The organism is Type-E symbiont of Plautia stali (assembly GCF_059731115.1).
Window position 1 is genome coordinate 3,978,603 of sequence record NZ_AP035906.1, and the last position, 16,036, is coordinate 3,994,638.

General features: G+C 55.1%; 16 protein-coding genes. 3 read left to right on the forward strand and 13 right to left on the reverse strand.

Annotated elements, in window-relative coordinates; all coding sequences use genetic code 11:
* Position 1 precedes the first annotated feature (1 nt).
* Together nirC and cysG are read left to right on the forward strand one after the other, a co-directional pair.
* Entirely contained in the window at positions 2 to 805 is an 804-nt protein-coding gene (gene nirC, locus AC6I8L_RS18445) for a nitrite transporter NirC (RefSeq protein WP_058960592.1), read from the forward strand.
* Between the two features lie 42 nt (positions 806 to 847).
* Positions 848 to 2,212 carry a siroheme synthase CysG gene (cysG, locus tag AC6I8L_RS18450; RefSeq protein WP_058960591.1) on the forward strand — a complete coding sequence of 455 codons (1,365 nt, stop codon included), beginning with the start codon at positions 848 to 850 and terminating at the stop codon, positions 2,210 to 2,212.
* A 58-nt stretch (positions 2,213 to 2,270) separates the two neighbouring features.
* On the opposite strand, the gene trpS is transcribed toward cysG, so the two are convergent.
* From trpS to pilM, 12 genes are all read right to left on the reverse strand, one after another.
* The gene (trpS, locus tag AC6I8L_RS18455; RefSeq protein ID WP_034819607.1) at positions 2,271 to 3,275 is read right to left on the reverse strand and encodes a tryptophan--tRNA ligase; all 1,005 of its coding nucleotides are present in this window, start codon (positions 3,273 to 3,275) and stop codon (positions 2,271 to 2,273) included.
* A gap of 15 nt (positions 3,276 to 3,290) precedes the next feature.
* Positions 3,291 to 3,968 (reverse strand): phosphoglycolate phosphatase, encoded by a 678-nt coding sequence (locus AC6I8L_RS18460; protein WP_058960590.1) that lies wholly within the window; start codon positions 3,966 to 3,968, stop codon positions 3,291 to 3,293.
* The gene (gene rpe / locus AC6I8L_RS18465) at positions 3,952 to 4,635 is read right to left on the reverse strand and encodes a ribulose-phosphate 3-epimerase (protein WP_034819612.1); all 684 of its coding nucleotides are present in this window, start codon (positions 4,633 to 4,635) and stop codon (positions 3,952 to 3,954) included. The genes AC6I8L_RS18460 and rpe overlap by 17 nt, the downstream gene beginning before the upstream one ends.
* A 65-nt stretch (positions 4,636 to 4,700) precedes the next feature.
* On the reverse strand, positions 4,701 to 5,513 hold the full coding sequence (gene dam / locus AC6I8L_RS18470) for an adenine-specific DNA-methyltransferase (RefSeq protein WP_034819614.1): 813 nt from the start codon (positions 5,511 to 5,513) through the stop codon (positions 4,701 to 4,703).
* Between the two features lie 96 nt (positions 5,514 to 5,609).
* Positions 5,610 to 6,650: an SPOR domain-containing protein gene (locus tag AC6I8L_RS18475; RefSeq protein ID WP_058960589.1), complete on the reverse strand. Its 1,041-nt coding sequence runs from the start codon at positions 6,648 to 6,650 to the stop codon at positions 5,610 to 5,612.
* A gap of 173 nt (positions 6,651 to 6,823) precedes the next feature.
* On the reverse strand, positions 6,824 to 7,912 hold the full coding sequence (aroB, locus tag AC6I8L_RS18480; protein ID WP_058960588.1) for a 3-dehydroquinate synthase: 1,089 nt from the start codon (positions 7,910 to 7,912) through the stop codon (positions 6,824 to 6,826).
* Between the two features lie 39 nt (positions 7,913 to 7,951).
* Complete coding sequence (aroK, locus tag AC6I8L_RS18485) at positions 7,952 to 8,473, reverse strand: shikimate kinase AroK (RefSeq protein WP_034820046.1); 522 nt, start codon at positions 8,471 to 8,473, stop codon at positions 7,952 to 7,954.
* Positions 8,474 to 8,955: 482 nt separating this feature from the next.
* Positions 8,956 to 10,215 carry a DNA uptake porin HofQ gene (gene hofQ / locus AC6I8L_RS18490; RefSeq protein ID WP_072226547.1) on the reverse strand — a complete coding sequence of 420 codons (1,260 nt, stop codon included), beginning with the start codon at positions 10,213 to 10,215 and terminating at the stop codon, positions 8,956 to 8,958.
* Positions 10,157 to 10,537, reverse strand: a complete 381-nt coding sequence (locus AC6I8L_RS18495; protein WP_058960587.1) for a HofP DNA utilization family protein — start codon at positions 10,535 to 10,537, stop codon at positions 10,157 to 10,159. Before AC6I8L_RS18495 ends, hofQ begins: the two co-directional genes overlap by 59 nt.
* Positions 10,527 to 11,021, reverse strand: coding sequence for a HofO family protein (locus AC6I8L_RS18500; RefSeq protein ID WP_058960586.1), 495 nt, complete (start codon positions 11,019 to 11,021; stop codon positions 10,527 to 10,529). Before AC6I8L_RS18500 ends, AC6I8L_RS18495 begins: the two co-directional genes overlap by 11 nt.
* Complete coding sequence (locus tag AC6I8L_RS18505; RefSeq protein WP_236699740.1) at positions 11,014 to 11,559, reverse strand: PilN domain-containing protein; 546 nt, start codon at positions 11,557 to 11,559, stop codon at positions 11,014 to 11,016. The genes AC6I8L_RS18500 and AC6I8L_RS18505 overlap by 8 nt, the downstream gene beginning before the upstream one ends.
* Positions 11,556 to 12,365, reverse strand: coding sequence for a pilus assembly protein PilM (gene pilM, locus AC6I8L_RS18510; protein WP_058960585.1), 810 nt, complete (start codon positions 12,363 to 12,365; stop codon positions 11,556 to 11,558). Before pilM ends, AC6I8L_RS18505 begins: the two co-directional genes overlap by 4 nt.
* A gap of 242 nt (positions 12,366 to 12,607) precedes the next feature.
* On the opposite strand from pilM, the gene mrcA reads away from it, so the two are divergent.
* Complete coding sequence (mrcA, locus tag AC6I8L_RS18515) at positions 12,608 to 15,157, forward strand: peptidoglycan glycosyltransferase/peptidoglycan DD-transpeptidase MrcA (protein WP_034819629.1); 2,550 nt, start codon at positions 12,608 to 12,610, stop codon at positions 15,155 to 15,157.
* 50 nt (positions 15,158 to 15,207) lie between these two features.
* Here the strand turns inward: mrcA and nudE are convergent, their stop codons facing one another.
* Positions 15,208 to 15,774, reverse strand: coding sequence for an ADP compounds hydrolase NudE (gene nudE, locus AC6I8L_RS18520; protein WP_058960584.1), 567 nt, complete (start codon positions 15,772 to 15,774; stop codon positions 15,208 to 15,210).
* Between the last annotated feature and the right edge of the window lie 262 nt (positions 15,775 to 16,036).

Genomic DNA, 16,036 nt, shown 5'->3' on the forward strand with positions numbered 1-16,036 from the left:
TATGTTTACTGACACCCTGAATACCTGCGCCGCCAACGCGGCGCGCATTGTGCGTACGGCACAGCACAGTCCGCTGGCCTTCTGGATCAGTTCGGCGATGGCTGGCGCTTACGTCGGCCTCGCCATCATCCTGATTTTCACACTCGGCAATCTGGCCGATCCTGCGTGGCGGCCGCTGATCATGGGCGCGACCTTTGGTATCGCCCTGACGCTAGTGATCATTGCCGGGTCGGAGCTGTTTACCGGCCATACCATGTTCCTCACCGTCGGCGTTAAAGCCGGGACCATCAGCCAGGGCCAGATGTGGTGCGTACTGCCGCAAACCTGGCTGGGCAACCTGATTGGCTCGGTGTTTGTCGCCCTGCTCTACTACTACGCAGCCGGTGCGATGCTACCCAATACAGGCGCACTGATTCACAGTGCCGCACTGGCGAAAACTACACAGCCTGCCATGGCGCTGTTCTTTAAAGGTGCGCTGTGTAACTGGCTGGTGTGTCTGGCGATCTGGATGGCAGTGCGCACCGAAGGCACGGCAAAATTCATTGCCATCTGGTGGTGCCTGCTGGCCTTTATCGCCTCCGGCTATGAACACTCGGTAGCGAATATGACGGTCTTTGCACTGTCGTGGTTTGGTCAGCATAATGCCGACCTGACCTTGAGCGGCATAGGTCATAACCTGCTGTGGGTGACGCTGGGTAACATGTTCTCCGGGATGGTATTGATGGGCCTTGGATACTGGTACGCCACCCCGCAAGCGCAAAGACCGCAAGTGGCACCGCAAGCCACTACTCTGAAATCGATGTAACGTTTAGAGCCCGCACATTGCGGGCTTTTTTGAGGATGAGCGATGGACTATTTTCCGCTGTTTTGCCGTCTGCGAGGCAAGCGTTGTTTATTGGTCGGCGGCGGCGATGTCGCCGAGCGCAAAGCGCGCCTGCTGCTGGATGCCGGTGCCGATCTGCACGTTGGCGCAGTGCAATTCTCTCCTGCGTTTCAGCAGTGGGCTGAACAGGGAAAGTTGCACCTATTGCCCGGCACATTTGAAGAGCAGTGGCTGGAGGGCTGCTGGCTGGTCATTGCCGCCACCGACGATGACGCTGTGAATCAGCAAGTGGGCGATGCCGCCGAAGCACGCCGCATCTTCTGCAATCTGGTGGATGCGCCGCAGGAAGCCAGCGCTATCATGCCGTCGATTGTCGATCGCTCCCCGCTGATGATTGCGGTGTCATCCGGTGGCCGCGCTCCGGTGCTGGCACGCCTGATGCGTGAGAAGCTGGAAGCGATGCTGCCGCAGCATCTCGGCCAACTGGCTTCACTCGCTGGCACACTGCGCAGCCGGGTGAAGAAAACCTTCGCCAGCATGGGACAGCGCCGGGCATTTTGGGAGCGCTTCTTTGCCAGCGATCGTCTGGCGCAAACGCTGGCGAATGGTGACAAGCCACGCGCCGATCATATCGTTGATACGCTGTTCGATGCGCCGCTCTCCCAACAAGGTGAGGTGGTGCTGGTGGGCGCGGGTCCAGGCGATGCCGGATTATTAACGCTGAAAGGTTTGCAGTGTATCCAGCAGGCCGATGTGGTGGTGTATGACCGTCTGGTGTCCGAACCCATTTTCAACCTGGTGCGCCGCGATGCTGAACGCATCTTCGTCGGTAAACAGGCCGGACATCACTGCGTGCCGCAGTCGCAAATCAACCAGTTACTGTTAGAGCAGGCTCAGAGCGGCAAGCGCGTGGTACGGCTGAAAGGCGGCGATCCCTTTATTTTCGGTCGCGGTGGTGAGGAACTAGAAGTACTGGCACAGCACAACATTCCGTTCAGCGTGGTGCCAGGTATTACCGCCGCCTCCGGTTGTGCCGCCTACAGCGGCATTCCGCTGACGCATCGCGACCATGCGCAGAGCGTGCGCTTTGTCACCGGTCATCTGCAACAACAGGGCGAAATTGAGTGGAGTAAGCTGGCGGCAGAGCAGCAAACGCTGGTGTTCTATATGGGGCTGAATCAGGCACCCGAGATCCAGCGCCAGCTGTTGCAGCATGGCATGGATGCGGCGATGCCGGTCGCCATCGTGCAGAACGGCACCACGCCAGAACAACAGGTGGAAACCGCGACGTTAGCCGAACTCAGCACGCTGGCGCAGCAGTTTGCCAGCCCGGCGCTGATTATCGTCGGGCGCGTGGTCAGCCTGCGCCGCCAGTTGCGCTGGTTTTAAACATAAAAAAACGGCGAGTCATCACAACTCGCCGTTCATAGGTCAGGCAGCTAGCTGATTAAGGCTGAGCCACAAAACCCACCGCTTCATAAACTTTCTTCAACGTTTCCTGCGCCTGCGCACGGGCCTTGGTTGCGCCATCACGCATCACCTGATTCAGGAAAGCTTCGTCGTTACGGAAACGATGATAGCGCTCCTGCAGCTCAGTCAGCATGCCGGAAACCGCTTCCGCCACCTCGCCTTTCAGGTGGCCATACATCTTGCCTTCGAATTCCTGCTCCAGCTGCGGAATCGACTTACCGGTGACACCAGAAAGAATATCCAGCAGGTTAGAAACACCGGCTTTTTCTTTCACGTCGTAACGCACCACTGGCGGCTCGGCGGAATCGGTTACCGCGCGCTTGATCTTTTTCACTACCGCTTTGGTGTCTTCCAGCAGGCCAATCACGTTGTTACGGTTGTCATCCGACTTCGACATCTTCTTGGTCGGTTCCAGCAGCGACATCACGCGTGCGCCTGATTTCGGAATAAACGGCTCAGGAATTTTGAACACATCGCCATACAGCGCATTGAAACGGCCGGCGATATCGCGGCTCAGTTCCAGATGCTGCTTCTGATCTTCGCCCACTGGCACCTGGTTGGTCTGATACAGCAGAATATCGGCCGCCATCAGCACCGGGTAATCGAACAAACCCGCGGTGATGTTTTCAGAATAACGCGCGGACTTATCCTTAAACTGCGTCATACGGCTCAGCTCGCCAAAGTAGGCATAGCAGTTCAGTACCCAGCTCAGCTGCGCGTGCTCAGGCACATGCGACTGTACAAAAATGGTGCTTTTTGCTGGATCAATACCGCAGGCAAGGTACAGCGCCAGGGTATCCAGCGTGGCTTTGCGCAGCGCAGCCGGATCCTGACGAACGGTGATGGCGTGCAGATCGACGATGCAGTAAATGCAGTGAAAATCATCCTGCATCTGCACCCACTGACGCAGCGCACCCATATAGTTGCCAATGGTCAGTTCACCGGAAGGCTGGGCGCCGCTGAAAACGATGGGTTTGCTCATGTTATATCCTGATAATTACAGCCCGAGAGCGGGCAAAAGTTCGCTAAAAGTATCGAGAGTGAGATCGGGTTGGCTGGCGGCAATCGGCTCGCCATAGTTGTAGCCAAACGTCATACCGACATTAGGTACACCCGCAGCCTGAGCTGCGTGAATATCATTACGAGAATCACCAACAAACAGTAATTCTTTTTGCAGTACGCCAAAGTGACCCAAAACAAGGAAGATCGCTGCCGGATGGGGCTTTTTCACTACTACATCATCACCGCCAATAATCAGCGTGAAGAAATCGGCAATGCCCAGCGATTGCAGCAAAGGCGCGACAAACGGCGTCGGCTTGTTGGTGACGATGGCCATCGGCAAGCCTTTGGCGTGCAGCGCCGCCAGCGTCTCTTTCACCTGCGGAAACAGCGTGCTGCCCGCTTCCACCGTTTCGGCGTAGTACTTATCGAACAACGAGCGCGCGTCGCGCTGCTCCTCGGCGTGCGGTTCACGGCCTAGTGCCCAGGTCAGCGCACGTGTCATCATCACATCTGCGCCATTGCCAATCCAGGTGGAGGCCAGCGCAAGGCCGGGCGGCGGCAACTGCAAGTCGCCTAAAGCATGATCAATGGCCTGTGACAGACCCGGTGCGCTATCGACCAGCGTGCCATCGAGATCAAACGCCAGCGCGCGGATATCAGTGAAATGAGCCATTAACTTTCTCCAGTTCGCCGCGCATTTCGTCGATCACTTTTTTGTAATCGGGGTGACCAAAGATCGCTGAACCGGCCACAAACATATCCGCACCTGCCGCCGCGATCTGACCGATGTTATCGATCTTCACACCGCCGTCCACTTCCAGACGGATATCGTAACCGCTTTGATCAATGAGACGACGCGCCTGACGCAATTTGTCCAGCGTGCCGGGAATGAAGGATTGACCGCCGAAGCCAGGGTTCACTGACATCAGCAGAATGATGTCGAGTTTATCCATCACGTAGTCGAGGTAATCGAGCGGCGTCGCCGGATTGAACACCAGACCCGCTTTACAGCCGTGCTCTTTGATCAGTTGCAGTGTGCGGTCAACGTGCTCACTGGCTTCAGGATGGAAGGTAATGTAAGTCGCGCCCGCTTTAGCGAACTCTGGAATCAGTGCATCCACCGGCTTCACCATCAGATGCACATCAATCGGTGCCGTAATGCCATAGTCGCGCAGCGCTTTAAGCACCATTGGCCCCATGGTCAGATTAGGCACATAGTGGTTATCCATCACGTCGAAATGCACCACATCCCCGCCTGCTGCCAGCGCTTTGGCGGTATCTTCGCCCAGGCGAGCAAAGTCAGCAGCAAGAATTGAAGGGGCCAGCAAAAATTGTTTCATCCGATTCTCCCAATTTTGTGCGCCAGCCAGAGCTGGCGTAATGCGTTGGTCGCGGACGAAACAGGCTAGCGGAAAAGCGCCAGCAGTTCGTCAACCTGAGTGCGACCACTTATGCTTCGGCTGATGGAACGCCGGGCTTTGACTACGTGTAAAACCGCATTCTGATACCACTCACGCGTGAGCAGCGTGTCGTGGTTGGAAATCAGCACCGGTATGCTGTTTTCATGTGCCAGCTTATTTGCCAGCTCGGCCAGATGCTGCTGCTCGCGCAGGCTAAAGCTATTGGTGTGGTACGCGGTAAAGTTCGCCGTCGCCGACAAAGGCGCATACGGCGGATCGCAATAAACCACTGAGCCAGCAGGGGCGTTGTTCAGAGTAACATCGTACGATTCACAGACAAAGGTCGCTTTTTGCGCCCGTTCGGCAAACCACAACAGCTCCGCTTCCGGGAAGTAAGGTTTGCGATAACGACCAAAAGGCACATTGAACTCACCGCGCAGATTGTAACGGCACAAACCGTTATAGCCATGCCGATTGAGATAGAGAAACAGTAATGCACGCTGATATTCATCTTTGCTGGCGTTAAAGGCCAGACGTTGCGCGTAATAGGTCTCTGCGATATTACCTTCAGGCGTGAACAGCTGCCGCGCGTCTTCAATAAACTCAACCGTGCGGTTTTTAACGATGTTATAGAGATTGATCAGGTCACCGTTGATGTCCGCCAGGTGATAGCGATCATAATCGGTGTTGAGGAACACGGAACCGGCACCCACAAAGGGTTCGACTAAACAGTCACCTTGTGGCAAATGACGACGGATATCGTCAAGCAGCGGGTATTTCCCTCCGGCCCATTTAAGGAAAGCGCGATTTTTCTTCATGCTGTCGTGGTTATTACATCTTAATTATGGGCTGTGGTGGAACCGACAGCAGCTTTGCGCTTTAAACGGGGCCGCATGATCGCAGCCCCACATCAATTACTGACTTTCTTTCTTCACCTGACTCAACGGTTTTACCCACGGATTTGCCGCACGAACTTCAGCAGGCAATGATGCCACTGCGCGCTTGGCATCGGCTGGCGTAGCGTAAGCACCGCTGACCAACACATACCAGGGCTGACCGTTACGCGTGGTTTTATACACATGATAACCGCTCAGATTTTGTTTCTTCGCCCAGGCATTCAGGCTCTCTTCTTTCGACGCACCGCTCAACTGCAGCGTGTAGCTGCCACCGGTTGGCAGTGACTTACTGGCACCGCTGCTGGCACTCACAGGTGCATTGTGAGCGGCGGTGGTATGTGTTTTATTCTCTTTTGCTCCGGCTACCGGTTTCGACGTGGCCGGCGCTTTATGCGCGGTGTTGCTGTGCGTTTCACGTGAAACGTTGCTATTGGTACGCGCAGATGTCTCAGAGCGCATCGCCGGAGGCGTTATCGCTTTACCGTTACCGCTCACCGTAGCAGGCGCAGTGGGCAGTGAACTAATGCCTTGCGCACCCTGTGCGGCGTTATCAACCTGACCTTGCTGGTTGCTCAACGCACTATTGAGATCGCCCGGCAGCGTCACACGTTGCTGATTGGTTGGCGTATCGACAGGCGCAGCCTGCGTCGGTGTAGAAGACACCGCTGGCATAGAAATCGAGTTGGAATCGCTGCTTGCTGGCGAGGATGATGCAGCTGACGTCTGTGGTGCGTTTCCTTCCGCTGAAGGCGTGGCGTTTTGCTGGCCGCTCATGGACGTCGAGCCGGAAAGGTCGATGTTCTTTTCACCGCCGGTTGCCGTCGGCGCCGCATTGCCATTATTAGCCGTGGTCGCTGGTTTCTTTTCATCTGGACCGGTCAATGCCGAACCGATGCCCAGTACTACCAACAGCAGAACCAGGATGCCGATCCCCATCATCATATGCTGACGAGAAACAGGTACCTTCACTTTCGGCGCAGAAGACGTTTTGCGTGGCCGCGTAGGACGGCGGTCACTGGCATCAGGTTTTAACTCGTCTTCCGGTTTGAACTCATCCATCTAGCCTCCTCCGTAAAACAGCACGCTTCCCACGCACCGCATCACCACTCTACCCGTCATACTCAAGCTGAAACGGCGTTGGTTGCACTTTATTATCCAGACGCTCACTCACATCAGCGCCTGGAATGCATGCAATGCTCACCTTGCTGCAGCTCAACTTATTCCGGATATCTTCAGTATTTTATACAATCGTTAATCGCAGCCAGCACCATATCATGTGCCACACCTGCGCGCACTTCAGAGCGGCCAATTGCGAGAGGCAGCACCAAACGCATTTCACCCGCCAGCACTTTCTTATCGCGCATCATGTGCGGAAGATACGCTTCTGCTTGCATGCTTTCCGGGCCGTGCACCGGTAAACCGGCACGCAGAAATAGCGCGATAATGCGATCGGTATCCGCTGCAGAGAACTGTCCCAGACGTTCAGCGGTACGCGCAGCCATCACCATGCCTGCCGCAATCGCTTCGCCATGCAACCAGTTGCCATAGCCCATGTGTGCTTCAATCGCATGACCAAAAGTATGGCCCAGATTGAGCAGCGCGCGTTGACCGTTTTCACGTTCATCGGCGGCGACCACTTCAGCTTTGAGTTCACAGCAGCGACGGATGCAGTAGGCCAGGGCTTGCTGATCCAGTGCCAGCAGCGCATCAAGATTCTGCTCCAGCCACTGGAAGAACTCGCCATCGAGGATAATGCCGTATTTGATCACTTCCGCCAGACCAGACGCTAATTCGCGCGCCGGCAGCGTAGCCAGGCAATCGGTATCGACCACCACTGAGGCTGGCTGGTAGAAGGCACCAATCATGTTTTTGCCCAGCGGATGGTTGACGGCTGTTTTACCGCCGACCGAAGAGTCGACCTGAGACAGCAGCGTTGTCGGTACCTGGATAAAGCGCACACCGCGTTGATAGCTCGCAGCAGCAAACCCAGTGAGATCACCAATCACACCGCCGCCGAGCGCAATTAACGTGGTATCACGTCCATGCGGTTTCTGCAGCAGCGCGGTGAAGACATCGTCCATCACAGCGAGCGTCTTGTACTTTTCACCATCAGGTAAAATCACCTGATCCACCTTCACGCCCGCCTGCGAAAGCAGTGCTGACAGCTTGTCGAGGTAGATCGGGGCAAGCGTCTCATTGGTCACCAGCATGGCGTTATCGCCTGCTTTTAGCGGCCAAAAAGAAGCCGGATCGTTAAACAGTCCGGCAGCGATGGTGATGGGGTAACTACGATCCCCGAGTGAGACAGTGATCTTCTCCATGATGACCGATACCTATTGCTGAGCCGTCAGGGCGCTGGATTAATTTTTTTCCAGCATGTTGATGATCTGATTGGCGACAACTTTTGCACTTTGATCGTCAGTGCGAATAGTGACGTCAGCGATCTCTTCATAAAGTGGATTACGTTCGCCAGCTAAAGCTTCCAGTACTTCGCGCGGTGGCTCTTCAACCTGCAACAACGGACGTTTTTTATCACGCTGTGTACGAGCAAGTTGCTTCTCGATAGTCGTTTCAAGATAAACGACCACGCCGCGGGCGGAGAGACGATTGCGGGTTTCACGGGATTTGACAGAACCACCACCGGTCGCCAGGACAATGCCTTGTTTCTCGGTGAGTTCATTAATGATCTTCTCTTCGCGATCGCGGAAACCGTCTTCGCCTTCCACATCAAATACCCAGCCTACATCCGCTCCGGTACGTCGCTCAATTTCCTGATCGGAATCGAAAAATTCCATATTGAGTTGCTGAGCTAACTGACGACCAATAGTGCTTTTGCCGGCACCCATCGGCCCAACCAGAAAGATATTGCGTTTCTCTGCCATTTTATCGGTATTACTAAGAATTCGTTGATGATACCCCGCGTTCAGCATAGTGCTGGCGGGACAGGAACTGAGACCTCATGAGCATTAACAAGAGTCAGACGGAAAATTATCTCAACACTCATGGCCGTTTGGCAACCGAATAAATTGCCCCCGGCGACCTTGTAACAGGACCGGTCTGTGGTTCGCGAGACGGTAACGCCCCTCCTGTTTTCCTTCACACTTCAAGCAGCATGCGCGTTGGCTGTGTCTTTTCATCCCTGAAACTTACAGAAATAAGCTTAGAAATGAACGCTTTCACCACCGCGCTTTAACTCAATTTATTTAAGGAAAATATATTCTGACGCCAGTATCGCTTGTGACTGACGCCCATCGGAAGGTTATCCTGCCGCGTTCCGCTACACCGTTTTAAAAATCGCTAAACCTTGTAAGCTAATTCCTGCCCTGCGTCAACGCAGATGGCAAATCAGAGTGAATTTTCCGCTTTATCCGGCTGTAAGCGCTGCTTCCCTGACCAGTCTGGGGGTAATGAAGATCACCAACTCCTTCTTTTTATGTTCTTTGGTTTGCTGACGGAACAGCGTTCCCAATAGGGGCAGTTCACCCAACCAAGGTACCCGCTGTTCGGTCTGCATGCGCTGTTGTTGAAAAATCCCGCCCAGCGCCAACGTTTCGCCATCACGCAGCGTCACCTGCGTTTCAATTTCCTGCTTATCAATACTCAGCACGTTGCTTTCGCCCACGTTCAGGCTACGCCCCGGCATGTTCTGGCTTAAGCGCAGTTTTAGCTGAATTCGCCCATTCCCCAGCACCATGGGCGTCACTTCCATCCCTAACACTGCCTCTTTAAATTCAATCGCCGTTGCACCACTGCTGCCCGACTTCACCTCGTAAGGAATTTCGGTTCCCTGCTTGATGGAAGCGGTTTGCTGATGAGAAGTAAAAAGTCGCGGGCTGGCGATGATTTCAATTTGGTTCTCCTGCTCGAGCGCGCTGAGTTCCAGATTTAGCAATCCGCCACTGACCTGCCCCAGCGTAACGCCCGCACGCAAAGCAGGATTATTCACCGCCAATGGGATCGCCAGCTGTGGATGATGCAAGGCTGCCGTCACACTTTGGGCAGGTGCGGTTTGCCAGTTCACCCCCAGCTCACGCAGATGTTCTTCATTGATAGTGATGATGTGGGCAGACAACTCGACCTGTTCGAGTGGCATATCCAGCGCGCGCAACCAGCGCGAGGCGTCACGCAACGCGGCGGCGGTGTCACGCAATAACAGGCTGTTGGTGCGGCTATCGACCGTGACACTGCCGCGTGAAGTGAGGAGTGAACGCTCCGCTTGCAGACTACGATAGACATCGCTGGCATTGGCGTAATGCAGCGTAACGGACTGCTGTTCGAGAGGAAGTTGCTGTTGCCGCTCCTCATGCTCTGTTTTCGCCTGTTGTGTCTGCATCTGTTGCCAGCTTTCGGGATAAACCAGCAGCACGCCCTCTTCCTGCACTACGGTGAGTTTTGCCAGCCGGGTCACGAGCGCCAGTGCGCGTTCCCATCCTACATTTTCCAGGCGCAGTGATAAGCGCCCTTCAACGCCAGGTGCAATCAGCAGGTTGGTTTGTTGATAATCTGCCAGCGCCTGCAAAATACGTTCAACGGGGGCATCATCAAACACCAGGCTTAAGCGTTCTTCATTTGCCTGCAGGGGTAGGCTCAAACTCAGGCACAGCAGTAGTGTTATCCATTTCATAATATCCTCCTTTTATAGACCAGGTGATTTGCTGCGGTGGGCAGCTTTGCGCGACATGCAAGGTCATGCTATTCGCGGTTAATGCTGCCACCTGCCAGCTTGAGCGCGGTAACCGAGCCGAAGGGCCAAGCCGATGATTTTTTCCTTCTGGTGAGCGTAGCCAGGCAACATAGCGCGTGGGAGTACCGATAATGCCCTGCAACCGCCAGCCATCAGGTTCAGCTACCTGCATCCGACATTGCACCTCGGCCAGCGGCTGAAAGGGATCGCGTGCCAGCGTAAAGCCGCTCCACAGCACTAACAGCCATGCACTATGGCGCATCTCCATCCTCCAGCCACAGCTGTGTGTTCAGCGCTCCCTGCTCTTCTTTGAGTTCAAAGCGCTGCGGTACAGGCAGGCGAGTCAATGACAGCTCAGAAAACAGCGGAACAAATTGCGTCCAGCCGAGTCGCAGCTGTAACTGCTGCGGCTGATTATCCGGTAGCCAGCTTTCCAGTTGATCGCCGCGCGCGGTGATCAAGGCTTCAAGCGTAACTTGCTCAGTGACGCCACTCATGGGTTGCTGTAACCGTGCGATTTCCTGTTCCAGCACGTTGATGGCAGGTCGTGCAGCCAATAGCTGCTGACGCTGCATCACCTGTTGTGACAACACCGCCTGCTGGCGTAATTGGGCAGCATGAACCTGTTGCTGCGGGCGAAGTAAAATCCACCACGCCATAAGCATCAGCAGCAGAGACATGCCTAACAGGCAGGAAATCCGCCACATCAGGGCTAATGCCAGCCAGCGCTGTAATGCATCATTCACCGGCGTTCTCCTGCATCCGCGCGCGCAAGACAAATCGATAATGCCCAGCGGTTTGCCGCTGCACGCTAGCCGGTTTAACCGTCGCAAACAGCGGCTGCCCCATCAGTTGATGACGAAAATCCTGAATCGCCATCATGCTGTGCGCCTGTCCTTCGAATAGCAGGATACTTTGGCGCCGTTCCACGCGTTTGAGCCAAAGCGTGTCCAGCATCAGCATGGGCAAGCGCTGCCAGAACTGTTGCCAGCGCTGATGCTCATCTTTTTTACGCTGCCGTATCCGCTGCGCCTCTAATAGCTCATCGCGTTGCTGCAGCAGCAGTTGCTGTCGCGTCAACTGGCGTTGCAACGATTCATGCTGTTGGCTGATATCCGCCAACGTCCTGTGCATCTGGCCCTGTGTCTGACTTCCGCGCCACCATAACGACAGCACCATCATTACAGTCGCCAGCAGGACACATCCCAGCAGAGTAAAACTTTGCTGGCGGCGACGCTGCTGCTGCTGCATACGCCAGGGTAATAAATTGACGGCCAGCATCATGCATCCTCCGGGCGCAGCGCCAGACCGAGCGCGATGGCAAACTCACCTTCCTGCGCGGGCAGTGGCGGTTGTCGATAGTGCAGTAATGAAAGCGGTCGGCAGTGCGTCACGCTGGATTCAGTCAAGCTGAAGGCCGAGGTGCAAAAGATGGACGATGCCTGAGGGAAGGTTTCACGTAGTTTCGCCAGCGTTAGAGGCTCTGTGGCCGCGCCTGATGTGCCCGGCTCACCGGCTAACGTCCATAGCCAGTGATCGCTAAGCGGATGGATTAAAAGTTGGTCACGATGCAGCGGCATGCGCATGGCGATTTGGGTCAACGCCAGGCTGCTCAGTTCAAAGACATCGGGTCGCAGGCCAGCCTCCTTTAACGGCGCCAGCCACTGCGCAATCACTTCACGCCGAGCCGCCGTAATGCACAGCTGCGTTGCATTGCGTGCCGAGCGGTAGTCAATCGACAGCGTGGCGGGTTCAACCGGAAACAAGCGTGGTGCCGAGGATGCCACATAACGGCTCATTGCCGGCTCACTGAGCGAGGTTTCTGGCAGCGGCAATGTTCGCTGCAACACCAGTTGCGGGGGCAAGCCAACTCGCAGTGAATAGCGTTTCGGCAGATGGCGCTGCCAGCGCGTCAACATCTCCTGTAACAGTGGGGTAGTTTGCAACACGCCGTTGCGTAACGTATCGTGCGGCAGCGGTTGCTGCCACCAATGGCGTAACTGCCAGCCATGACGTCGGCGTTCAATGCCCAGGGCGCAGAGTTGCCCGTTTTGGATGTCCAATCCAATTTGCCAGCGCTGAAAAGCCATATGCGCGATCTCCTTATCTTTTAAGGTAAAAAAAGAGAGACCCTCAATCTTTCGAGTGGCGGCAAGGCGAAAAACGAGCTATTACTCAGGCGCTTACCGAAGTCAGCGTCTAAGGTGAGCTCGCGCAGCCGACGTAGCTGCCGCTCGAAGTATGACGGGTATATCAAAGCGTCAGGCTTGCCTTTATACTACCGCGCGATTGTTTATAAACTGCCCAAACGACAACAGATGGGAATTCTCAGGTGAAGTTCGTAAAGTATTTATTGATTCTTACAGTGTGTTGCATTCTGCTGGGAGCAGGCACGGTTTATGGTTTGTACAAATACATAGAGCCGCAGCTGCCTGATGTGAACACGCTGAAAGACGTGCGTTTGCAAACCCCAATGCAGGTTTACAGCGCGGATGGCGAACTGATCGCCCAGTACGGTGAGAAGCGCCGCGTGCCGCTCACCTTGCAACAGATGCCGCCTGAGCTGATCAAAGCGTTCATTGCAACTGAAGACAGCCGTTTCTATGAGCACCATGGTGTCGACCCGGTGGGCATTTTCCGTGCTGCCAGCGTGGCGCTGGTGTCCGGCCATGCTTCACAGGGTGCCAGTACCATCACCCAGCAGCTGGCACGTAACTTCTTCCTTAGCCCTGAACGCACGCTGATGCGTAAGATCAAGGAAGCGTTCCTGGCGATTCGCATTGAACAACTGCTGAGCAAGGATGAAATCCTCGAGCTCTACCTCAACAAAATTTATCTGGGTTACCGCGCCTATGGTGTCGGAGCGGCTGCACAGGTCTATTTCGGTAAGCCGGTTGATCAGCTTTCGTTGAGTGAGATGGCGATGATTGCCGGTCTGCCGAAAGCACCGTCAACCTTTAACCCGCTTTACTCTCATGCGCGCGCGCTGGCGCGTCGTAATGTGGTACTGGCGCGTATGCTTGACCAGAATTACATCACGCAGCAGCAATATGATGCCGCGCGCAACACGCCGCTGGTCGCAACCTATCATGGTCCCGAAATTGCCTTCTCCGCACCTTATCTGAGCGAAATGGTGCGTCAGGAGATGGTGAAACGCTATGGTGATGCCGCTTACGATGATGGCTACAAAGTGTATACCACCGTCACGCGTCATCTGCAGGAGGCCGCACAACAAGCTGTTCGCAATAACGTGATGGCGTATGACATGCGTCATGGTTATCGCGGCCCGACCAACGTGCTGTGGAAAGTGGGCGAAGCAAGCTGGGATAAGAGCCGCATTCAAAACGCGCTGAAAGATCTGCCGACCTACGGTCCACTGAATGCCGCCGTGGTGACCACTGCCACGGCCGATGAAGCCACCGCGATGATGAAAGACGGCAGCAGCGTCTCTCTGAGTATGGCGGGCGTTCGCTGGGCGCGTCCTTACAAATCCGACACGCTACAAGGCCCGACGCCCCGCAGCGTGACGCAGGTACTGCAGGCAGGCCAGCAGATTTGGGTGCGTAAAGTCGATAACGACTGGTGGTTAGGTCAGGTGCCGCTGGTCAACTCGGCCCTCGTCTCGCTCAATCCAGAAGACGGTGCGGTACGCGCGCTGGTCGGTGGTTTCGACTTCAACCAGAGTATGTTCAACCGTGCGACACAGGCACTGCGTCAGGTCGGTTCAAACATTAAACCGTTCTTGTATACCGCCGCGATGGACCGTGGACTGACGCTGGCTTCCATTCTGAATGATGTGCCTATTTCACGTTGGGATGCGGGTGCCGGAGCCGACTGGCGCCCCAAAAACTCACCGCCGACCTATGCGGGGCCTATCCGCTTGCGTCAGGGCCTGGGTGAGTCGAAAAACGTGGTGATGGTACGTGCGATGCGTGCGATGGGTGTGGATTACGCCGCAGAGTATCTGCAGCGCTTCGGCTTCCCGGCACAGAACATCATCCATACCGAATCGCTGGCACTGGGTGCGGCTTCGTTTACCCCAATGCAGGTGGTGCGCGGTTATGCCGTGATGGCTAACGGCGGCTTCCTTGTCGATCCTTACTTCATTACCAAAATTGAGAATGAACAAGGCGGCGTGGTGTTTGAAGAGAAACCGAAGATTGCCTGCCCGCAGTGCAATCTGCCGGTGATCTACGGTGATACCAAAAAATCGCTGGCGTTGAGCGAAGAGAGCGTGGAAAACGTCGCGACCTCCGATCAATCGCAGAATCAGGCGGTGCCACAGCCGGAGCTGGAGCAAGTGCCTGCTCAGCCGCAACCCGCAGGTGACCAGCAATACGCACCGCATGTGATTAATACACCGCTGTCGTTCCTGATCAAAAGCGCACTGAACTCCAACGTGTTCGGTGAGCCAGGCTGGATGGGGACAGGCTGGCGTGCGGGTCGTGACCTGAAGCGTAACGATATCGGCGGAAAAACCGGTACCACCAACAGCTCGAAAGATGCGTGGTTCTCTGGTTACGGCCCTGGTGTCGTGACCTCAGTGTGGATTGGTTTCGATGATTCACGCGCGCTGGGCCGCTCGACCATGTCAGGCGCGATTCCTGACCAGATTTCTGGCTATGAAGGCGGCGCGAAGAGTGCTCAGCCTGCCTGGGATGAGTACATGAAATCTGCGCTGGATGGCGTGCCGGTACAGCCGCTGACACCGCCAGATGGCGTTGTCACTGTGACGATCGATCGCGGTACGGGCAAGCTGGCCAACGGTGGCGGCAATACCCGTCAGGAGTACTTCATCAATGGCACTCAGCCAACGGAGTATTCAGTGCATGATGTGGGCACCACACTCATGGACAACGGCCAAAGCCACGAACTGTTCTGATAAAAAAAGCCGGCGTATTCGCCGGCTTTTTTATTGCGCACTTGTCGTATTCAGTAGGTCAATCGACCCTGCTTCACCAGCCACTCACGCACCAGGAACAGCGCACTGACATTCCGGGCTTCGCGGAAATCTGGCTCGTCCAGCAACGCCAGCAGGTTATTGAGCGGCCAGCGGTGCACAATCAGCGGTTCAGGTTCATCCCCTTCCAGCTTCTCTTCATACAACCCCTCAGCCACCACAATGTTCATTTTGCTGGAGAAGTAGGACGGTGCCATGGTGAGTTTGCCCAGCGTTGCTAATTCCCGGGCACCAAAGCCGGCTTCTTCTTTTAACTCACGGTCTGCGGCTTCAAACACGCTTTCGCCTGGGTCAATTAACCCCTTAGGAAAACCCAACTCATAGCTTTCCAACCCTACGGCATATTCCTGAATCAGGATCACATCATCACCCAGAATCGGCACAATCATCACCGCTTCCCGGTTGGAAGGTTTCATACGCTCATAGACACGGCGTGCACCGTTACTGAAAGCGAGATCAACCGCTTCAATAGTAAACAAGCGGGAGCGGGCCACCGCTTCCACGTTGAGGATGTCAGGTTTTTTCATTGGAGTTTTCATATCAGCCTCAAACTTAGCACAGCCTTGTGAATCGCGATGACGCCAGCATACCGAAGCCCGCAGCAATGTGCGACACGCAGCGCAGGGAAAGCATCGTGACACACATTTGCTTACGCCTGCTAACAACTTATTGTTATCTATACACTTAAATTTTCACAATAAGTCAATGGGGTTTTGTTAAATTCAGAAAATACCGATATTTAATTGAGTGTCCTGTGGTTAACATCCCATTAAGGAATAATCTAATAAATTATAATTCAAT

Coding starts and splice junctions, on each gene's coding strand:
- nirC (WP_058960592.1), top strand. CDS start 2: ATGTTTACTGACACCCTGAATACCTGCGCCGCCAACGCGGCGCGCATT.
- cysG (WP_058960591.1), top strand. CDS start 848: ATGGACTATTTTCCGCTGTTTTGCCGTCTGCGAGGCAAGCGTTGTTTA.
- trpS (WP_034819607.1), bottom strand. CDS start 3,275: ATGAGCAAACCCATCGTTTTCAGCGGCGCCCAGCCTTCCGGTGAACTG.
- AC6I8L_RS18460 (WP_058960590.1), bottom strand. CDS start 3,968: ATGGCTCATTTCACTGATATCCGCGCGCTGGCGTTTGATCTCGATGGC.
- rpe (WP_034819612.1), bottom strand. CDS start 4,635: ATGAAACAATTTTTGCTGGCCCCTTCAATTCTTGCTGCTGACTTTGCT.
- dam (WP_034819614.1), bottom strand. CDS start 5,513: ATGAAGAAAAATCGCGCTTTCCTTAAATGGGCCGGAGGGAAATACCCG.
- AC6I8L_RS18475 (WP_058960589.1), bottom strand. CDS start 6,650: ATGGATGAGTTCAAACCGGAAGACGAGTTAAAACCTGATGCCAGTGAC.
- aroB (WP_058960588.1), bottom strand. CDS start 7,912: ATGGAGAAGATCACTGTCTCACTCGGGGATCGTAGTTACCCCATCACC.
- aroK (WP_034820046.1), bottom strand. CDS start 8,473: ATGGCAGAGAAACGCAATATCTTTCTGGTTGGGCCGATGGGTGCCGGC.
- hofQ (WP_072226547.1), bottom strand. CDS start 10,215: ATGAAATGGATAACACTACTGCTGTGCCTGAGTTTGAGCCTACCCCTG.
- AC6I8L_RS18495 (WP_058960587.1), bottom strand. CDS start 10,537: ATGCGCCATAGTGCATGGCTGTTAGTGCTGTGGAGCGGCTTTACGCTG.
- AC6I8L_RS18505 (WP_236699740.1), bottom strand. CDS start 11,559: ATGATGCTGGCCGTCAATTTATTACCCTGGCGTATGCAGCAGCAGCAG.
- pilM (WP_058960585.1), bottom strand. CDS start 12,365: ATGGCTTTTCAGCGCTGGCAAATTGGATTGGACATCCAAAACGGGCAA.
- nudE (WP_058960584.1), bottom strand. CDS start 15,774: ATGAAAACTCCAATGAAAAAACCTGACATCCTCAACGTGGAAGCGGTG.